This window comes from Methylophaga sp. UBA2496 (genome assembly GCF_002341635.1).
Taxonomy (GTDB): domain Bacteria; phylum Pseudomonadota; class Gammaproteobacteria; order Nitrosococcales; family Methylophagaceae; genus Methylophaga.
The window spans coordinates 441,864-461,149 of the sequence record NZ_DDOK01000004.1; the positions used below are offsets into that span (position 1 = coordinate 441,864).

A 19,286-nucleotide genomic window follows, 5' to 3' on the forward strand; every position below is an offset into this window, starting at 1 on the left:
CCCGGGGTTTATGCTGTTTTTTCTTTTCCTGATTAACTGAAGTTAACGAACCTCGCTACCTGATGCTTTATAACTGGCAACATGGTAAACCGTATCTGCGCTTTGATGCTGAAGATGACAGAGCCAATTCACTACGTTTTTTCAACAAAGGATTTATCGATGCAACATATTTTCGGCAAAACAGTTCTTCCTACCCTCTTATCACTGTGTTTTATAACCGTGGTGCTTGCCGCTGAAGGTGAAGGTAAACAAGTCGTCATTGACAGTAAAGAGGGTAAAGAAAAAGTGACCATTGAAGAGTCACAAACAGGTGATCAATCAGGAGCTGGCACCGCTGTCACTGATGATCCGGTGGATGATCATAAAACGACTGATGAAGATGACAACACCGATAAGCCCAAATATCAGGAATAATGACACCTGTTATCAGATTAATTGACTAATGTCGGCCAGCCGTCGTTCTGCTCCAGAAACTGCAGCAGATTTTTAGGGCGATACGCCTCATCGTTATCCCAACGTTGTTTCACAGTCTGATGAATTAATACCTCACTTTTTTTATGGTTTATAGGGCGATATAAAGGCCTTTTCGAACGATATATATGTTTACGTGAGTTATGCAAAGTCGCATCATAACGGCCATTCAAACTGCTTTTAAGATGCGTTTCGAGCACTAATCCAGCTTCAGCTGCCTGCTGCATCATCCATTCAAGTGGAATATCGGATAACAAGCCACCGGTTTCTTTATCCGGCGCATAACTCCCGCCAATATTGCTGTGTACACCGGCAAACCACACCTGTTTGAGATCCAGCTTTTCCCGCGGATCCCAGATGGTCGGTTCAAAATCTGAACGCACTTCATCGATCGCCATCGCATGTCGGGCAATATCGACATTAGGGCCGATTTTGGTATCGTAAAATTCGTCTTTTTTGTTCAATAAACCGAGAAAAGATATCGGAATACCTAATGCACCAACGGTATCCCATACGCCAACAAATTTAATCTGACGACTTTTATGTGAATGCGCTTCACGAAAAGCAATCGACTTTTCGCCATCCGGTGCGTAACTGTAACCGGGTTTTTTGTAATGCTCGAATGCCGCTTCAATCAGTCTGGCATCCGGTCGTTTGAGAATGCCGCAGTTATAAATCAAACCACTTAAACTGCGAACGGTGTAAGCGCCACGGCTAAAGCCAAACAGAAAAATCTCATCGCCCGGCTGGTAGTTCTGAACAATATAACGGTAATCGTCCATGATGTTTTTATTCAGGCCCTTGCCGGTGGTACCACCGAGCACCTGTTCATAATAAGAGCCGATTCCCCAGTCGTAAAATACCTGCTGCGTGATGCCATCAGACCCTCTCGGGTCAATCGAACGCGCCATTCGAAGTACGTTGGTGGGGAAATCTTTGGCCAGATCCTTTTCCGGTCTATTCCAGGTACCGTCTGCACAAACTACTATCCGCTTTGTCATCAGCGTGCTCCGTCGGTCGTTTTATCCGGCAGCAAAGCGTTAGCTTACAGCTTTCATATCAGGCTCTCTGCCCAGAACATCAGTTGTGACAGTAAACCTGAATCATTTCAGAAACAATACCTTAACCAGTCATCTTTGAGGATTATGCTTTTTCTTCTGCCTCTTCTTCGGCTTCTTCCTCAGTACTTTTGCCTTTGCCCGAAAAGTCTTCGGTAAACACCTCGGACAGAATCAGCTGTTCAATATAACTGCGCTGAGAAGCCCGTACCGGGAAACGCACCACCAGATGAATTTCTGCAGCGGTAGGAACCTGAATCGTGACACGAGGATCAACCGAACTCGCATCCAACCCACGTTCATCACTCAGTTTCTGCATATAGATACGGGCATTTTCCAGATAGGGCTGACAATGTTTTGCAGCCGCCGACAATAAGGCCTGTTGGGCAGTTTGCCATTTATCCGTGCGTTTGAATGGCACGGTAAAAACATGCAGGACATATTGCCGGGTATAACTTTCATTTATGACAGGCTCGGAGACAAATAACGCATTGGGAATAACGGCCATACGTCCCGTACGTTGATGAGTAAGCTTTCCGGGACCCACTTCCAGAATGGTGGTCGCTAATAAGGTTTGATCAATAACGTCGCCACGGAAATCCTTGATTTGAATACGATCGCCAATATTAAACGAACCAGCACCGGTTTTAAGTAATGACCCCGTTACACACAAAATAAGTTCCTTGGTGGCCACTACAAAGGCTACGGCAATGGCAACCACCGATAACGCCAGCGTTCTGAGTTCTTCGCCCCAGATTAATATGAGCCCGAGAATAAAAATGAGAATAATGCCGTTGCGGGTCTGAACCAGCCATTTGCGACGCAATTCTGTGGAATCAATGGTTCGACGAATAAACCGGGAAGCAACAGAATTTAATACCAGCATCACCAGAAGCAGGAGAAAAGTGCTGCCAAACAAGCTGATAATCGGAGCAAAAAATGCAAAGGTTTCCTGGGAAATTCCAAGTTTTTCGTTCATTTAAGCAGCCTGTTACTTTAACGTTGAATATAACGTTACCAATAATACCCAAATCTTACACCGGATCATAAGCCATCAGGATAATGGCATGAATATAAGGACTTACTGACAATCCTGGATTTAAGCCGTAAAACGCTTCTTAACCAGCTAAAAAATTATCCTGCGATAGTGTCGTATTGGCAGCCCTACGCTTGAAAAGTGCTTTTCAACAAAATTATTTATATCCGATTCAATGATCTAGTTGATTTAGTCCGATAAATACGCCTGATTCCCCTTTGCAGATGCATTTACTTCGATCATAATCAAACGCAGGCACGTCAATTCAACAAGAGGATCTACTCCGAATGATTAAACGACCCGACGCGACAAAACGTCTGTTTGTGCTTGATACCAATGTGCTGATGCACGATCCCACTGCTTTATTCCGCTTTGATGAACACGATATTTTTCTGCCTATGGTGGTACTGGAAGAACTTGATAGAGGTAAAAAAGGTTTATCCGAAGTGTCGCGAAATGTGCGTCAGGTCAGCCGTTTTCTCGATGATTTGTTAGAACAGGCCGCAGATAACGATGCCATAAATTCGGGTATTCCTCTGCCGAGCGTTATCAACAGTGATGTGCCCCAGGCCAGTGGTCGTTTATTTTTCCAAACCCGCCAGATGGCCGGAGAATTACCTAAAGAATTACCAGGACAAATAGCCGACAATGCCATTCTTGCTGTTGCTATCAACCTGCAACAAGCTCAAATCGATACCAACGTTATTCTGGTTTCCAAAGATATTAATCTGCGTATTAAAGCCACTGTGTTAGGTATCTGCGCCGAAGATTATTACAACGATAAAGTACTTGATGATGTGGATCTGCTGTATCGCGGTTCCAGTGAGCTGAAAGCCGATTTCTGGGAAGATTTAAACCGCCTCGAATCGTGGACTGAAGATGGCCGTACCTTTTATCAGGTCGAAGGAGAAGTCGTCAAAGACTGGTATCCCAACCAGCTGATTTATTCACCCGGCGAAGAACGAGCCATTGAAGCGGTAGTGCGTAACAACAATGAAACCACCGCTGACATTGAGCTGATTCATGATTATCGTCGTGAGAACCATTCAGTCTGGGGCATTACCGCACGCAACCGTGAGCAGAATTTTGCGTTGAATCTGTTAATGGATCCGGAAATTGATTTTGTCACCCTGTTGGGTCAGGCGGGAACCGGTAAAACGTTATTAACCCTGGCAGCCGCCTTAACTCAATGTATTGAACACAAACGCTATGGTGAAATCATCATGACCCGTGTCACCGTGCCAGTGGGGGAAGATATCGGTTTTCTGCCCGGGACAGAAGAAGAAAAAATGACGCCGTGGATGGGCGCGTTGATGGATAACCTTGAGGTACTCAACAAAACCGATGGTGGCGACTGGGGCCGGCAGGCAACCAATGATTTGCTGCAACGCTGGATCAAGATTCGCTCACTGAACTTTATGCGGGGTCGTACCTTCCTTAACCGTTTTATTATTATCGATGAAGCACAGAATCTGACCTCCAAACAGATGAAAACCCTGATTACCCGGGCAGGTCCCGGCACCAAGATTGTCTGTCTGGGCAACATTTCACAGATTGATACCCCATACTTGAGTGAAACCACTTCGGGTCTGACTTACGTGGTGGATCATTTCAAGAACTGGCCGCATAGCGGACATATCACCCTGCTGCGTGGTGAACGTTCACGACTGGCTGACTTTGCTTCAGAAAACTTGTAATCTGTTGTGTGATTAATGACATCGGGCGGCACTGGGAGAAATCCCCCAGGGTCACCCGATGTTTATACTTTATTAAATAAAATCAGCATTGATTCATTTATTGGGTCGCAGGCAACAGGAAGACATAAGATGAACGATATCCCTCCAACCGGTGCCGAACGCCGGGAATTTTTCCGCATTAATGATCGTTTGGTTATGTCCGTCGTTCCACTCAGCACTGCTGAAGCTGAGCAAATTGGTCAGGCCATTATTGATGCCACGCCTGAAGCCGGACAGTTGACTCAGCAAATGTCATCGATCCAAAAAAGTTTTAATCATCTGACCGACCAAATCGGTCATACCGACAGGGATATCGCCAGAGCACTGAGAATGCTCGATGAAAAGGTGAATCTGCTGGCGCAGAATGTCCAATTGCTGCACACCCCGCTCAATCCGGAAGCCGCAAATGAGGTCAATCTCAGCGCCGGCGGCCTGGCTTTAATGACCGATAGTGCGTTTCAACCCCGTTCAGCAATGGAAGTCAGAATGCAGTTGTTGCCGGGCGGTCTGCATATTCGCGCCATTGCCAAAGTCATTGCCTGTGATCAATTAGTTGAAAGCGTTGAGGGTAAAGGCTTCTACCTGCGGATGGCATTTACTCATATGAGTGAAACTGATAGAAATATTCTGGTAAAACACACGCTGAATCGTCAGGCAGAAGAGCTGCGTAACAACAAGCAGGTTTAACACGGCTCTACTCTTCGCCAACATCCAACGTACAACTCTCCATTTATAGTGTTGTTCAGAGCTATTAAAAGAGAACGTTAAATGTCGACTACTCTACCCATCTTATACAGTTTCAGACGTTGCCCGTATGCTATGCGAGCCCGGCTAGCTATTGCGATTACCGGACGTAAAGTGGCAATACGCGAAGTGGTATTAAAAGATAAACCGGCTGAATTGCTGGAGATATCGCCAAAAGGAACGGTTCCGGTGCTGTGGCAAAACAATGGCGATCTGCTGGAAGAAAGTCTGGATATTATGCTTTGGGCAGCTGAAAACCATGCCATATGGCAATCTCTGGATGAGCAGCAACGCAAAGAGGCGTTTATTCTCATTGAAGAGAATGATGTCAGCTTCAAACAAATACTGGATCGGTATAAATATGCCGATCGTTATCCTGAACACAGTGCAGAGTATTACCGTGAACAGGGCGAACAGTTTTTAAAAAAATTAGAACAACGGCTCAGCCAACAGGTCAGTTTAATGACCGATTCTCTGACTTTAGTCGATTTTGCAGTGTTGCCGTTTATCCGACAATTTGCTTTGGTTGATTGGGACTGGTTCAGCCAGGCGGATTACCCCAAACTGCAGAACTGGTTAAATGGATTTCTCCAGTCAGATTTGTTCGAACAGATTATGTATAAATACCCGCAATGGCAGACGGGAGATGAACTCACTGTTTTTCCAGCAACACCGTAACAATAATCGTTACAAATTCAGATATGCGCTGGCGTCTTCGTTATCCGCCAGCTTGGGCACTATGCCCAGACATGGCGAAGAAATTCGGTCTGCCAAACTCCGGATAATCGCTGCAGATTGTGGATCCTGCAAAAAATCATTGGCTACCCAACCCGCCAGAGTCAGGCCAGAAACTGCGATGGCCTGAACGGTTAACAGAGCATGATTAATACAACCCAGTTTTATCGCCACCACCAGCACTACCGGTAACTGTAATGCTTTCGCCAAATCGGCAATCGTTTGCTGATCATTTAATGGCACCAGCCAGCCGCCGGCACCTTCGACTACGATGGCATCTGCCTGTAACTGCATGGCAGCAAATTGGGTTTCAATCAGATTAAGCGATATGGTTTGCCCAACCTGCTCTGCTGCCAGATGAGGCGCAATCGCCGGTTCAAAGGCATAAGGATTGATCTGCGAATAAGGTAATTTGATATCTGCCTGCTGACTCAATGCCAGTGCGTCTTCATTTTTCCATTGACCATCCTGCCATTCACAACCACTGGCAATCGGTTTCATTGCAGCAACCTTTAGTCCCTGCTGTTGTAAAACTTTGATCAGTCCGACACTGATACGTGTTTTGCCGACTTCGGTATCGGTGCCGGTAACAAATATATGCTGAGTCATCAGAGCTTGCTTCTCAATTGGTCGAGACTGACTGCCACACAGCCATCTTCGGTCATCGGCAGAGAATTCTCCCCCGCCCAGGCATGTCCATAAATCACTTCATAAGTGGCTGGAAGTTGACCATTGACCCGAAATTGTTCACAGGCATGGGTTACTTTTTTCAAGGTGTTTTTACCGGTCAGGCCACGGCGGCGCCCCTGATTAACATTACGTGCACCTAATTGCTGTAAATCACGCATCATATTGATCAGACTCGGATACAAGAGACTATGTCGATCACTGTCCAAAACCGGATCACTGAGTCCGGCGGCAAACATGGCTTCGGCCACATCATGCATATCCAGAAACACATTGATATGTGGATAATCATCCACCGCAGCCCAGCTTTGGCGAAGTTCCTGCAAGGTGTCGGGCCCAAGCGTACTGAACATTAACAAACCACCTGGACGCAATACCCTTTGTATCTCGGTAAACGCAGCGGTTAAGTCACACCACTGCAAAGCCAGGTTGGCATATACCAAATCCACGCTGTTATCGGCTAACGGTAATTGCTCAGCATCGCCTGTTATGAAGCGGGGTGATTTTTGCCCAGGTAGCCAGCGGCGCACTCCTTGATCATGCCGATAACGTTGTCTAGCCTGCTTGAGCATAGCGGGAGCAATATCCACGGCTATTTGTTGGGCGTCAGGATAACGATGTTGCAGTAAAGCCAGGTTGCGTCCGGTGCCGGTCCCCAAGTCCAGAATATGCTGGGGTTTGATTTTAACCAGTTCCAGACGTTCCAGCATTTCATCTGCCGTATCACGCTGTAAAATCGCCACATCATCATAACTGTTCGCCGCATTGCCAAAGGCTCGCGCTACGCGATTTTTTTCCGGGCGTAAGGCTTGCTCAGTCATTGAAAAACTCATTGATTTTATCGGCACATAACTGAGGTTGAGAGATAAACGGAGCGTGTCCTGCTCCGGCAATGCGATCAATTGAAATGGTTTTATTTAATTCAGACAAGGATTCAACCAACGTTATCGGCACCAACTGGTCGCGATCCCCTAATAGACATTTCACCGGTATCTGTAACTGCGCGAGCTCAGAACGTAAGTCCAACGTTTCCAATAACGCTAATCCAGCCTGTAAAGCCTCAGGATGTGCGACATTATCAGCCGTTTTTTCTGCCAGTAGCTGAATGGTTTCCCGGCTGCCTTTTGCACCACGCGCCTGAAGCAGCACAAAGCGTTTTAACGTTTCGCGTTGATCATAGTTCAGCTGTCCGGCAAATACCGCAAACACTGCCGCATCCATTGCCTCACTCCAATTGTCAGCGGTGACAAATTTTGGATTGGCAGCCATCAAAACTAATTTGGTGACACGTTGTGGATAGCGTGATGCAAAAGCCAAGCTCAGCTGTCCACCTAATGACCAGCCCAACCAATATGCCGTTTGGGGGACGTTATCAGCAAGTTGGGTTAATACTTTGTCAATTTGCAACGCATCAGCCTGCCATTCGGACTGTCCATGGCCCGGTAAATCAATCAGATGCAAGGTGAACTGCTGGGCCAGTATTTCAGCAAGCGGCTGCCAGACATCACTATGCATACTCCAGCCATGCAGCATTACCACATCTGGGCCCTGCCCCATCTGTTTAATGTACATAGCTGCGCTCCAAACCGAGCAGTAATTGCTCAATATGCCAGACATCATGGGCCGCAGACAGCGTGATACGCAATCGGGCGGTGTTTTTCGGCACGGTCGGTGGTCGGATAATGCCTACCAAGATGCCCTGCTGTTCCAGATCCTGTCCCAATTTAAGTGCTGTTTTATCGTCACCAATCAACAGGGGTTGAATTGCCGTTTGTGAGGGCATTAATGGCAAGCCTAATTGGGCTGCACCGTCACGGAACTGTTGAATCAATTGCTGTAATTTATCGCGCCGCCAGCTTTCCTGTTTAATCAGTTTCAGACTCGCCAATGTCGCTGCAGCGATAGCCGGTGGCTGCGCGGTGGTGTAGATAAAACTGCGAGCCTGTTGCACCAGAGTCTCAATCACCACTTCATCAGCGGCAACAAAAGCGCCTGCCGTGCCAAAGGCTTTGCCAAAGGTGCCGACCAAAATCGGCATCTGCTGCAGCGTTAAAGCAAAATGCTCGACAACACCTCCACCGTTTTGACCCAATACGCCAAATCCATGTGCATCATCAATTATTACGCCCGCTTTATGCTGTTCGGCTAAATCCATGATTTCCGGTAATGGGGCAATATCCCCGTCCATACTGAATACACCATCACTGACGATCAATTTATTTCGGGCGTTGGCAGCAGTATGCAGTCGTTGATGCAATAAGCCCATATCCACATGGGGATATCGTAATTGCTGGGCGTCGCAAAGACGGCCCCCATCAAGTAACGATGCATGGTTCAACTTGTCCTGGACGACAACATCGGTTTTACCGAGCAAACCATCAATCACACCGATATTGGCCATATAACCGGTCGAAAACAGCAGAACTCGTTGTTGTCCGGTAAATTCTGCCAGAGCCTGTTCCAGCTGATGATGATAACGACTGTGGCCGGTGAGTAAATGCGCAGCCCCACTGCCAACACCTTCACGATCCAATGCCTCGACAAATGCGGTTTTTAATGCCGGATGTGCTGCCAGGCCTAGATAATCATTACTGCTGAACGATAATAACTTCCGGCCATCCAATACGACTTCCACACCCTGCTCGCCGTCACGCAACCGTGATCGACGGTATAAGCCAGCGGCTTTACGATCGCTTATTGTTTGTTGCAGTTGTGATTGCCAGGGAAGTTGTGCCACAAGAGCGCCTCGATAAATCAGCTACGCTGGAATTGATATAGCGAAGACCAGTATTTATCATGCTCTGTGCAGACGAACGGCACAGAGCATGCGGTTATTCAGGTCGCGGTTCAGGCAGCTGAACAGTGTTTACCATCCTGTTGCTGCTGTCCGACCTGTAACGGTGTGATACCCAAACGTTTAAATAAACGTTGATCATGATCGGTATCCGGATTGTCAGTAGTCAGCAGTTTTTCGCCGTAGAAAATCGAGTTGGCACCGGCCAGGAAACTCATTGCCTGCAATTCATCAGTCATGTTTTCACGACCCGCAGAAAGTCTGACAAAAGACTGCGGCATCATAATGCGTGCCACAGCGATGGTGCGAACAAATTCAAACGGATCCAGATTATTGATGCCGTCCAAAGGTGTACCTTCGACTTGCACCAGTAGATTAATCGGCACGCTCTCAGGATGACTTGGCAGATTAGCCAGACTGATTAACAGACCAGCGCGATCCTGACGGCTTTCACCCATGCCGACAATACCGCCACTGCAGACATGAATGCCCGCTTCACGAACATGAGTTAAGGTATCCAGTCGATCCTGATAGGTACGCGTTGAGATGATTTCACCATAGAATTCCGGAGAGGTATCCAGATTGTGATTGTAATAATCCAGACCAGCATCTTTCAGACGCTTGGCCTGGTGATTTTCCAGCATACCCAGCGTGACGCAGGTTTCCAGCCCCATATCCTTAACGCCTTCAATCATCGCGACGACACGATCCACATCGCGATCTTTCAGGTTACGCCAGGCAGCGCCCATACAAAAACGGCTGGCACCGGTGGATTTGGCCTGCGCAGCAGATTCGAGCACTTTATCCAGAGGCATTAACGGTTCGGCTTTCACTGCCGATGGATGATGCGCACTTTGCGGGCAGTAACCGCAATCTTCGGCACAACCACCGGTTTTGATACTCAGCAAGGTACTGATTTGTACAGCATTGGCATCAAAATTCTGCCGGTGAATGGTTTGCGCTTGGTACATCAGATCCGCAAATGGCAAATCAAACAAGGCTTCAATTTCCGCCTGCTGCCAGTCATGGCGGAGCGGCGCGGTCTTTTCTGCTATATTTTCAGTCATGGGCTTCTTCATCAGATTTAATGGATTAATAACATGATGGCCAGAAACTTTCGTGCTGTAGTGACGCATCGTTTGGCAGAATTATACAGCAAACTGTTGCCGATTCCCTGCTTCCTCTGTGGTGACTTTAGTCCAGATGATGTGCTTTGCAGCGCCTGTGCAGATGAGTTGCCGTGGTTGGATACGTGTTGTCAGCAATGTGCTATACCGCTGAATGAAACAGGAATTTGCGGCCAATGCTTGCAACAACCGCCACCACAGCAATCAACTGTTGCATTGTTTCGTTATGAAGCGCCAGTTAATCATTGTATCGCTGCTTTTAAGTTTCATCAGCAATTGGCATTTACACAGCTGTTTGCCCGACTGCTGGCAGATAAAATCCATCAACGACACCAGCCATTGCCCGAAATACTTATCCCTGTCCCATTGCATCCCAGTCGGTTACGCGAACGTGGTTATAACCAGTCAGCTCAACTGGCCGCTGCGCTGTCGAGAAGACTTGGTGTAGCAACCGATAAACACGGTTTGATCCGCCAGCGTAATACCAGTCCACAATCCGGCCTGAGCGGTAAACAACGCAAACGTAATCTAAAACAGGCCTTTGCCGTTGCTAAAGCATTGCCTTACAAACATGTTGCACTGGTCGATGATGTATATACCACGGGACATACGGTCGCCGAAGCCAGCCGATGTTTACAGCAAAATGGTATAGAGACAGTAGAAGTATGGACAATTGCCCGCGCAATACGCCATTATTAGGTCTCACCTCACTCATTTCAGTGCTCAAGGCTGTTGCATGCCTCAACAAGACGTGACGACGCTTCAAGATCGATTGGATGATCTGCTCCGTATTGCCAAAAGCAATGAGCGGAAACAGCTCAACTTTCAGCAATATGAATTAAGCTTGCTGAATAGCAGCGGCCTGGAGCCGTTACTGAAATTGATCCTCGAAGAACATAAACATCGCTTTCAACTGACGACCGTCACGCTGATGTTGCATGATCCGGAATATGAATTCCAACGTTTGCTGGAGTCAGTGCCAGAAATACAGCAATGGCAGAACCATTTGTTATTTACCGAATCCGTTCAACGTCTGGAACAGTTCTTCAGTTTACGGCGCATTCCACGTCTTACCAGCTTTTCACCTCATCAACATCAGCAACTGTTTCCCTCACATAGTGAATTGGGATCAGTCGCCCTGCTCCCCCTGATACGTCAGAATCAGTTAATTGGCAGTCTGAATTTAGGCAGCCGCAATCCCAATCGATTTCAATCCAATATCGGCACACAGTTTCTGCAGCATCTGGCTGCCGTGGTATCAGCCTGTATCGAAAATGCGCGTTTGCATGAAGAAGTAAAACTGGTCGGTCTGCGTGATCCACTGACCGGCGTGAATAATCGTCGTTTTTTTGATCAGCGCATCGTGGAAGAGTTCAGTCGGGCTATTCGTAACAAAACTGCTTTGTCCTGTTTATTTGTTGATCTGGATTATTTCAAACGCATAAACGATAGTCATGGACATCAAACTGGCGATCAAGTGCTTAAGCATGTCGCCCAGCTGCTTAATGACAGCCTGCGCCAGGGTGATGTGCTGGCTCGCTACGGTGGTGAGGAATTTGTCGTATTGTTAGCTGATGCCAGTGGTGTGGTCGCAGCAGATATTGCAGAACGGATGCGGAAAACAGTTGCTGAAACGCATTTTACTGCTAATTCAGGGAAAACATTACGCGTCACCTTGTCAGTGGGTGTATCGACTCTGGAGCCTGGCAGTAATATGACCGTAAAACGCTTATTGCAATCTGCAGATCAGGCTGTGTATGGCGCCAAACTGTCCGGACGCAATCAGGTAAAGGTCAGTGCTGAGGCGTGAGATCAGCTTGTGGCGCTGAATAACAGTCTTTACAATTAATTCCATACTACAACGTAAGAGGATGCAGTGAATCAACTGAAAGCATTTTCAGATGCATTTATGCATGCAATGAAAAACCTGCTGCCCATCGTGATTGTAGTGGTTATTTTTCAAACCTTTATCTTACAGAGTATTCCTGATAACACCCTGAGCATCAGTATTGGGTTGTTTATCGTGGCTATTGGCGTCGCATTGTTCCTGCGGGGTCTTGAACTCAGTATTTTCCCGGTCGGCAAAAGCCTTTCCAATCAATTTACCAAACGTGGTTCCTTGTGGATTTTATTGTCATTTGGTTTTGCTCTGGGCTTTTCTGCTGTCATTGCTGAACCGGCATTAATTGCCGTAGCCGAACAGGCCCAGGAAATCAGTGAAGGTCGAATTGACGCGCTGATTCTACGTTTTCTTGTGGCCATATCGGTGGGCTTTGTGGTTGCGCTTGGGGTATTTCGGATTTTATTTGGTTATCCGCTGCACTGGTTCATGATCATTGGCTATCTGCTTGTTGTAACCATAACCTTTTTTACTCCGGCTGAAATTGTGGGTCTTGCTTATGATTCTGGCGGTGTGACCACCAATATTGTGACAGTGCCATTAATAGCGGCTTTAGGTATTGGTTTAGCCTCATCCATTCGTGGGCGTAATCCACTTATTGACGGTTTTGGCATTGTAGCAATGGCAGTGATGGTACCGATGATAACGGTGCAGCTGTATGGGATTGTCGTGTTCAGTGGGGCTGAAACTGCTCCGGCAGCAGAGCTCAGTATAGACACGGCTCAGCAAGAGGCTATCTCCGGTCCGATGACCATGCTGATGGATTTACTGGGCATGGTGGGCGATGTCTTGCCTATCATTATCACGATTCTTTTCTTCCAATATCTGGTTCTAAAACGTCCTCTAAATAATCCACGTAAAGTGGTTTTAGGCTTTGCTATGGTGTTATTTGGTTTATATGCATTTGTGGTCGGTTTGAAAATGGGTTTGTTTCCCATCGGCAGCAGCATGGCTGAACAGCTGATAAAAAATCAGCACATTGTCTATGTCTATCTGTTTGCTTTTGCCATAGGTTTTGCCACAACCATGGCGGAACCCGCCTTGATTGCTATCGGTCAACAGGCTGAGGAAGCGGCTTCCGGCAGAATAAATGGCAATGTCATTCGAATATTAGTGGCTATAGGGGTGGCGGTTGGCATCACTATCGGCGTACATCGTATTATCGCGGGCGACTCGATCCATCATTACATTATTGGCGGATACTTAATCGTCATCGTGCTCACCCTGATTGCACCCAAATATATTGTGCCTCTGGCATATGATCTTGGTGGTGTGACAACCTCCGAAGTAACCGTGCCCTTGGTGACGGCACTGGGTATCGGTCTGGCAACACATATCGAAGGCCGTAATATTCTGATGGATGGCTTTGGCTTGATAGCCTTTGCTTCTATCTTTCCAATCATAACGGTCATGCTCTATGCTATTGCGATGCATCTCATGACGACATTGAAAAAGGTGAACGCATGAAATTTTCTGTTCTTGTCGCGATTGTTCCGGAAGAAAGTGAACAGGCTGCCATTGATGCAGCAAGGGATTTAGGGGCGGGCGGTATCACATTGATGACTGCTCGCGGTATCAGCAACAACGCCAAAAAAACATTCTTTGGTCTTAGCTACGATGGTAGTCAAAGTGTTTTATTGATGGTGCTGGAAAAAGGCCTGTCACTCCAGGTAGTCAAAGCCATTCAAAAAATTCTCATGCCCGATAATCAGGATTCGAATGGTCTGGTTTTTACCCTGCCACTGGAACATCTGGCTGGTATTGATACTTCTCAGGTAGAAAAATTCCAGCAGCATTTACGAGAGTCTCTCTAGATATCAAGGATTACCCCGATGCGATTAGTTAAAGACGTTATGATTTCCAACGTGGTGACAATTTCACCGTTTGCCAAAATGCGTGAAGCGTTAAGCCTGATGAAGCGCCACAAGATAAAATCTCTGGTAGTCGACAAACAGAATCATCATGATGCGTTTGGTTTGATCACCTATAGCGATATTCTGAAAACCGTTATTGCTGAGGAAGGTGATATTGATCTGCTCAATGTTTACGATATATGTGCCAAACCCGTCATTACGGTTGGGGAGGATTTATCGATAACACATGTCGCCACTTTAATGACTACGCACCGGGTGAAGCGATTGTTGGTGGTGAACAATAACGATCTGATCGGACTGGTGGCAATGAATGACATCATGGAACAACTGCTAAGCGAAATCGAATAAATCTTTAATCCAATAGCTTGATTGCACTGGGATGCTTTATATACATACTGTATTGATCACCCCGTTTCGACATCCAGCCATGGACTTCCAGAGGCTTGTTCAAATAGTCTTCTAATGGCGGAAACAGGGTCTGCTGTTTTTTGGCAATACGCAGGCTTACCGTGTTGTTGACCTTTAATACCCAGTAATCCCGGGTTTGTGATTTTGATTTGGCCGTTAATCGCCAGCGTTGCCAGCCTCGATAGGCCGTTTCATTAATCGTTGACACTTTACGAGGTTGATATTGTTTATCCGCCCATATGCCTTTTTTCTGTTCTAAAGCTTGTTCTTGGGCTGCTATCAACTGGTCTGCATAGTGTAAATTAGGTGGCTGCAAAGTCAGTGCTGCCAGACCCTGTTGCAACAGTTTTTCGTTAATAAAGTCACCTTCCGGTGTCCAGGCATAAGCCAACAGACGATCATAACGATCACGTTTTTCAGCATCATATTGCAGATAGACCTGCCCCTGTTTTAACTGATTTCTTAACCAGTCCCTGGCTGCGATACCACCGGGTTCGGCTTCGCGGTGCCGTGAACTGATTTCCGGCGTATTGATACTCAGTAACCTGACCCGTTCATTATTTTCCAGTACCAGTGTATCCCCGTCATAAACCCGTTTTACATTAAATAAATAACGATTGGAATTGGGTTGAAGATCGAGAACCTCAGCAGCCGGGTCAACCGGTTGATCTGAGAAAATTTGCCGACCGCTTTCATCTTTCCATTGATAAATCTCGGTGGCACCGACCGAAAAAGATAAGCAAACCAGCAGAAAAACCGAATAGCAATATCTCGCCATCAATTAAACCAGACTGTAATGCAGAACAATACTGAAAAACACCACCGCGCCTACCCAGTTATTATTCAGAAAGGCTTGTAAACAGGCATTTCGCTCACGATCTTTGCTCAGGCGTAATTGATAAATAAACAGCATAGTCGCTATCAATAAGCCCAGGTAAAACACCATGCTCAGCTGCAATTGCAGACCTATCAGGAGCATGATCAGCAAAAAACCAAGTTGTAATAATGCTTGAATCAACAAGTCATTTTTACCGAATAAAATCGCGGTTGATTTCACCCCGGCTTGCAGATCATCTTCACGATCGGCCATTGCGTAAAAAGTGTCGTACATGGTGGTCCACACAATATTGGCCACAAACAACCACCAGACAATACTTGGTAATGTATTGGTCTGAGCGGCAAACGCCATCGGAATCGCCCAGCCAAACGCCATGCCCAATACCAGCTGTGGCAGATAGGTAAAGCGTTTCATAAAGGGATAAATCGCAGCCAGCAGAACCGCAATCAATGACAGTGCGATAGTGAAGCTATTTAGCTGCAACACCAGAATAAACGCTACTAAGGCCAGGGTCACAAATGTCAGCACCGCCTGCTTTGCCGTTAATGCACCGGTGGCTAAAGGCCGGTTTTCCGTGCGCCACACCTGACCATCAATATGCCGATCGGCATAATCATTGATGGCACACCCTGCGGCTCGCATCAACACTACCCCAGCGATAAAAATCAGCAGGATCTTGATATCTGGTGATCCACCCGCCGCTATCCATAATGCAGTTAATGTTGGCCACAACAACAGTAAAATACCAATAGGCCGATTCATTCGTGTCAGTTGCCAGTAAGGCTGCAGACGACTCCATAAACTTGTCATATCGACCAATCCTGATTTGGTAAAAACATTTCGCAGACCAGTAAGCTGTTCTCAGCAAAATAAAAACAGGATCGCCTTGCCCACATAATCGCTTTGTCATCCATTTCAATACCGTGGTGTTTTGCCCGTTCAAACAGGCTGTGTCCTGCCCGCAGACTGGTCACTTCAAGTGGGCCGCGTTTGATTGCCGGATCAGTAAACAGAATTTCACCCAGTGACCGGTTTCCCAGATGATGAATATGTAAATGCGCCTGCAAGGCCTGATAACTGGTCCGCGGCACAATGGTACGGGCGAAGACACGGGCTTCATCCCCGTCGCGCAAAATCACCTCACGACAATAGGCATGTTCATGTAACGGTTGCTCAAGCTTCAAAGCCTCCTCAGTCAATGGTTTCTGCCAACCGGATTGTTGCAAATCCACACTGAACTGCTGCTGACTGGTTTGTTGCAGACGCAAGGTTAACGAACCTTTATCGGACAGCCAGCCAGCCAATTCGTTTGGCAGCTTTGCATTCGCGGCAGGTTGCCAGTGTGCTTGGCTTTTTATCATAAAAAATTGGAACTCATACTTGTCCGAAGTTCAGTTTAGTGCCGAACCAGCGGTTAATTAAGGGTGCTACGTTTTCAGGATGTTGAGTGATTAATGTTTCAGCTGCCTTCGTCACTGCTGGCAATAAATCCTGATCGGCCAGCAAATCAGCCACCCTGAATTGAGGTAAACCGGTCTGCCGTGTGCCCAAAACCTCGCCCGGCCCCCGAATTTCCAGATCGCGCTGGGCAATCACAAAGCCATCATTACTCTCGCGCAAACAAGCCAGCCGGGCCAGACCATTTTCGGAAAGCGGCGGATGATACATCAGCACACAATGACTCTGTACCGTACCGCGTCCTACCCTTCCACGTAACTGATGTAATTGAGCCAGACCAAGCCGTTCGGCATTTTCAATCACCATCAAACTGGCATTGGGCACATCCACGCCGACTTCAATCACCGTAGTCGCCACCAGCAGATCAATTTCACCCTGTTTGAAGGACTGCATCACTCGCTCTTTATCTGCCGATTTCATCCGTCCATGTACCAGCGCAATACGCAGATCAGGTAATGCCTGCTGCAATTGCTCAGCGGTATCTTCTGCTGCCTGACATTGTAAATGCTCAGACTCTTCAATCAAGGTGCACACCCAATAAACCTGACGTTTTTGCTGACAGGCGACATGGATTCGTTCAATCACTTCCTGACGCCGATTGTCGGCGACTACCACCGTAGTCACCGGTTGCCTGCCGGGAGGTAACTCATCAATAACGGATACATTTAAATCGGCATACGCTGTCATCGCTAAGGTGCGGGGAATCGGCGTAGCGGTCATCACCAGTTGGTGTGGCAGAATATCCACCGCTTTGCCTTTATCCCGTAAGGCCATGCGCTGATGCACCCCAAACCGATGCTGTTCATCAATAATCACCAGACCCAGTTTATTAAACGTCACCTCATCCTGAAATAACGCATGGGTGCCCACAGCAATGTTGATTTCACCTTCAGCCAGTGCGGCGATAACCTGTCGACGCTGCGCTGCTGTTTGTTTACCGGCACACCACCCGACCTGAATACCTAACGGCTCAAGCCAGTTACGAAATGTCTGATAATGCTGTTCGGCTAATAATTCTGTGGGCGCCATCATCACCGCCTGATAACCACTGGAAACAGCCATTAATGCGGATAAAGCGGCCACCACGGTTTTGCCGGATCCGACATCGCCCTGCATCAGTCGCTGCATCGGCATAGTCTGTTGAAGATCTTCACGGATCTCTCTGATAACACGTTGTTGAGCGCCGGTTAATGGAAACGGCAGCTCTTGTAAAAACTTTTTACTGAACAGATCAGCATTAAACATGGGTGCCTGATGTTGCTGAGTACGATAGCGAATCTGCCGCATGCTGAGTTGTTGGGCCAGCAATTCTTCAAATGCCAATCGTTTCTGGGCAGGATGCTCACGGGAGATTAACTGACTGACATCACAATCCGGCGGAGGTAAATGCACAAATTTCAAGGCTTGCGTCAGATCAAAATGTGCAACGCGCGGATCCAGTAAAGCTTCAGGCAAGTAAGCCGGCATGGTTTGCTGATCCAGCAGATTCAGGGCCTGAGTTAATAATTTACGCCAGGATAGCTGGTGTAAACCTTCAGTCGTTGGATAAACTGGGGTTAAGGCTTCTTCGACAGCAAACGGTGCATCACCCTGAATTAACTGATATTCGGGATGCACCATTTCCAAAGCTGACGGGCCACTGCGTATTTCACCAAAACAGCGAATTCGCTGACCTTTTGCTAATTGCTGTTGCTGGCTTTTGGAGAAATGAAAAAAGCGTAATACCAAAGCACCAGTGCCATCGCTGACGTGACAAAGCAATGATCTACGCCGTCCAAATTTAACCTGACTGAGCTGGATAACCCCTTCAACCAGTTTTTCCTGTTGTGGCCGTAAACTGCCGATAGGCATTAACCGGGTTCGATCCTGATAGCGTAAAGGCAGATGAAACAGCAAATCCTGAATCTGGCGGATCCCCAGTTTTTCAAGCTTCTCGGCGAGTTTTTCACCCACGCCTTTCAGCGATGTGACCGGATCGGCAATGGCCAGCTCAGTCACTTGTTACGGTCACTAAATATCGACGTTATGCGCCAAGATGCAGAATAGCATCCATTTCAACAGGTACGTCTTTTGGGAGAGACGCGACACCAATCGCTGCACGTGCTGGATATGGTTGTTGAAAGTAGTCAGCCATGATTTCGTTGACGGTGCCGAAATGCGCCAGATCGGTCAGATAAATATTCAGTTTGACGACGTCTTGTAAACTTCCGCCCGCCGCGGCTGCAACAGCAGATAAATTATCAAACACCCGACGCACTTGTGTAGCGAAATCACCTTCAATAACCGTCATGGTTTCCGGCACTAAGGGAATTTGACCGGACAAGTAAACAACATCGCCAACTTTGACTGCTTGTGAATAAGTTCCAATCGCTTCTGGCGCGTTGCTGGTGTGAATGATTTCTCGGGACATAAAAACTCCG

Annotated in this window: 21 protein-coding genes; 9 read left to right on the forward strand and 12 right to left on the reverse strand. The window is 47.2% G+C overall.

What is annotated here, in order from left to right; translation table 11 throughout:
• Positions 1-159 precede the first annotated feature (159 nt).
• A complete protein-coding gene (locus tag B2W60_RS05335; protein ID WP_292362253.1) occupies positions 160-414 on the forward strand; it encodes a hypothetical protein in 255 nt (84 codons plus the stop codon).
• A 17-nt stretch (positions 415-431) separates the two neighbouring features.
• Here B2W60_RS05335 and B2W60_RS05340 read toward each other — a convergent pair whose 3' ends face one another.
• Entirely contained in the window at positions 432-1,472 is a 1,041-nt protein-coding gene (locus B2W60_RS05340) for a DUF2235 domain-containing protein (RefSeq protein WP_292362252.1), read from the reverse strand.
• Between the two features lie 142 nt (positions 1,473-1,614).
• Complete coding sequence (locus B2W60_RS05345; RefSeq protein ID WP_292362251.1) at positions 1,615-2,508, reverse strand: mechanosensitive ion channel domain-containing protein; 894 nt, start codon at positions 2,506-2,508, stop codon at positions 1,615-1,617.
• A 344-nt stretch (positions 2,509-2,852) separates the two neighbouring features.
• Here B2W60_RS05345 and B2W60_RS05350 point away from each other — a divergent pair, with 344 nt between their 5' ends.
• The 3 genes from B2W60_RS05350 (at position 2,853) to B2W60_RS05360 (ending at position 5,723) form a co-directional block, all read left to right on the forward strand.
• Positions 2,853-4,262: a PhoH family protein gene (locus B2W60_RS05350; protein WP_292362250.1), complete on the forward strand. Its 1,410-nt coding sequence runs from the start codon at positions 2,853-2,855 to the stop codon at positions 4,260-4,262.
• A 129-nt stretch (positions 4,263-4,391) separates the two neighbouring features.
• Positions 4,392-4,988, forward strand: coding sequence for a PilZ domain-containing protein (locus B2W60_RS05355; RefSeq protein ID WP_292362249.1), 597 nt, complete (start codon positions 4,392-4,394; stop codon positions 4,986-4,988).
• An 81-nt stretch (positions 4,989-5,069) separates the two neighbouring features.
• Positions 5,070-5,723, forward strand: a complete 654-nt coding sequence (locus B2W60_RS05360; RefSeq protein ID WP_292362248.1) for a glutathione S-transferase — start codon at positions 5,070-5,072, stop codon at positions 5,721-5,723.
• Positions 5,724-5,732: 9 nt separating this feature from the next.
• On the opposite strand, the gene bioD is transcribed toward B2W60_RS05360, so the two are convergent.
• The 5 genes from bioD to bioB all read right to left on the reverse strand — a co-directional run bounded on the left by bioD (position 5,733) and on the right by bioB (position 10,328).
• Positions 5,733-6,389, reverse strand: a complete 657-nt coding sequence (bioD, locus tag B2W60_RS05365; RefSeq protein WP_292362247.1) for a dethiobiotin synthase — start codon at positions 6,387-6,389, stop codon at positions 5,733-5,735.
• Entirely contained in the window at positions 6,389-7,288 is a 900-nt protein-coding gene (gene bioC, locus B2W60_RS05370; RefSeq protein ID WP_292362245.1) for a malonyl-ACP O-methyltransferase BioC, read from the reverse strand. The genes bioD and bioC overlap by 1 nt, the downstream gene beginning before the upstream one ends.
• Positions 7,281-8,039 carry a pimeloyl-ACP methyl ester esterase BioH gene (bioH, locus tag B2W60_RS05375; protein WP_292362244.1) on the reverse strand — a complete coding sequence of 253 codons (759 nt, stop codon included), beginning with the start codon at positions 8,037-8,039 and terminating at the stop codon, positions 7,281-7,283. The genes bioC and bioH overlap by 8 nt, the downstream gene beginning before the upstream one ends.
• A complete protein-coding gene (gene bioF / locus B2W60_RS05380) occupies positions 8,029-9,204 on the reverse strand; it encodes an 8-amino-7-oxononanoate synthase (protein WP_292362243.1) in 1,176 nt (391 codons plus the stop codon). Before bioF ends, bioH begins: the two co-directional genes overlap by 11 nt.
• 110 nt (positions 9,205-9,314) lie before the next feature.
• Positions 9,315-10,328, reverse strand: a complete 1,014-nt coding sequence (gene bioB / locus B2W60_RS05385; protein ID WP_292362242.1) for a biotin synthase BioB — start codon at positions 10,326-10,328, stop codon at positions 9,315-9,317.
• A 33-nt stretch (positions 10,329-10,361) separates the two neighbouring features.
• On the opposite strand from bioB, the gene B2W60_RS05390 reads away from it, so the two are divergent.
• The 5 genes from B2W60_RS05390 (at position 10,362) to B2W60_RS05410 (ending at position 14,510) form a co-directional block, all read left to right on the forward strand.
• A complete protein-coding gene (locus B2W60_RS05390; RefSeq protein WP_292362240.1) occupies positions 10,362-11,087 on the forward strand; it encodes a ComF family protein in 726 nt (241 codons plus the stop codon).
• A 37-nt stretch (positions 11,088-11,124) separates the two neighbouring features.
• On the forward strand, positions 11,125-12,198 hold the full coding sequence (locus B2W60_RS05395; RefSeq protein ID WP_292362239.1) for a GGDEF domain-containing protein: 1,074 nt from the start codon (positions 11,125-11,127) through the stop codon (positions 12,196-12,198).
• 66 nt (positions 12,199-12,264) lie between these two features.
• Entirely contained in the window at positions 12,265-13,755 is a 1,491-nt protein-coding gene (locus tag B2W60_RS05400) for a DUF1538 domain-containing protein (RefSeq protein WP_292362238.1), read from the forward strand.
• The gene (locus tag B2W60_RS05405) at positions 13,752-14,102 is read left to right on the forward strand and encodes a P-II family nitrogen regulator (RefSeq protein WP_292362237.1); all 351 of its coding nucleotides are present in this window, start codon (positions 13,752-13,754) and stop codon (positions 14,100-14,102) included. The genes B2W60_RS05400 and B2W60_RS05405 overlap by 4 nt, the downstream gene beginning before the upstream one ends.
• Before the next feature lie 18 nt (positions 14,103-14,120).
• The gene (locus B2W60_RS05410) at positions 14,121-14,510 is read left to right on the forward strand and encodes a CBS domain-containing protein (protein WP_292362236.1); all 390 of its coding nucleotides are present in this window, start codon (positions 14,121-14,123) and stop codon (positions 14,508-14,510) included.
• Positions 14,511-14,514: 4 nt separating this feature from the next.
• On the opposite strand, the gene B2W60_RS05415 is transcribed toward B2W60_RS05410, so the two are convergent.
• Genes B2W60_RS05415 through B2W60_RS05435 form a run of 5 tightly spaced genes read right to left on the reverse strand, consistent with a single transcriptional unit; the run spans position 14,515 to position 19,276 of the window.
• Positions 14,515-15,348, reverse strand: coding sequence for a thermonuclease family protein (locus B2W60_RS05415; RefSeq protein WP_292362235.1), 834 nt, complete (start codon positions 15,346-15,348; stop codon positions 14,515-14,517).
• Between the two features lie 3 nt (positions 15,349-15,351).
• Positions 15,352-16,218 carry a 4-hydroxybenzoate octaprenyltransferase gene (gene ubiA, locus B2W60_RS05420; protein ID WP_292362234.1) on the reverse strand — a complete coding sequence of 289 codons (867 nt, stop codon included), beginning with the start codon at positions 16,216-16,218 and terminating at the stop codon, positions 15,352-15,354.
• A complete protein-coding gene (locus tag B2W60_RS05425; protein WP_292362233.1) occupies positions 16,215-16,769 on the reverse strand; it encodes a chorismate--pyruvate lyase family protein in 555 nt (184 codons plus the stop codon). Before B2W60_RS05425 ends, ubiA begins: the two co-directional genes overlap by 4 nt.
• 13 nt (positions 16,770-16,782) lie before the next feature.
• Positions 16,783-18,864, reverse strand: a complete 2,082-nt coding sequence (recG, locus tag B2W60_RS05430; protein WP_292362232.1) for an ATP-dependent DNA helicase RecG — start codon at positions 18,862-18,864, stop codon at positions 16,783-16,785.
• A gap of 25 nt (positions 18,865-18,889) precedes the next feature.
• A complete protein-coding gene (locus tag B2W60_RS05435) occupies positions 18,890-19,276 on the reverse strand; it encodes a RidA family protein (protein ID WP_292362231.1) in 387 nt (128 codons plus the stop codon).
• Positions 19,277-19,286: the final 10 nt, after the last annotated feature.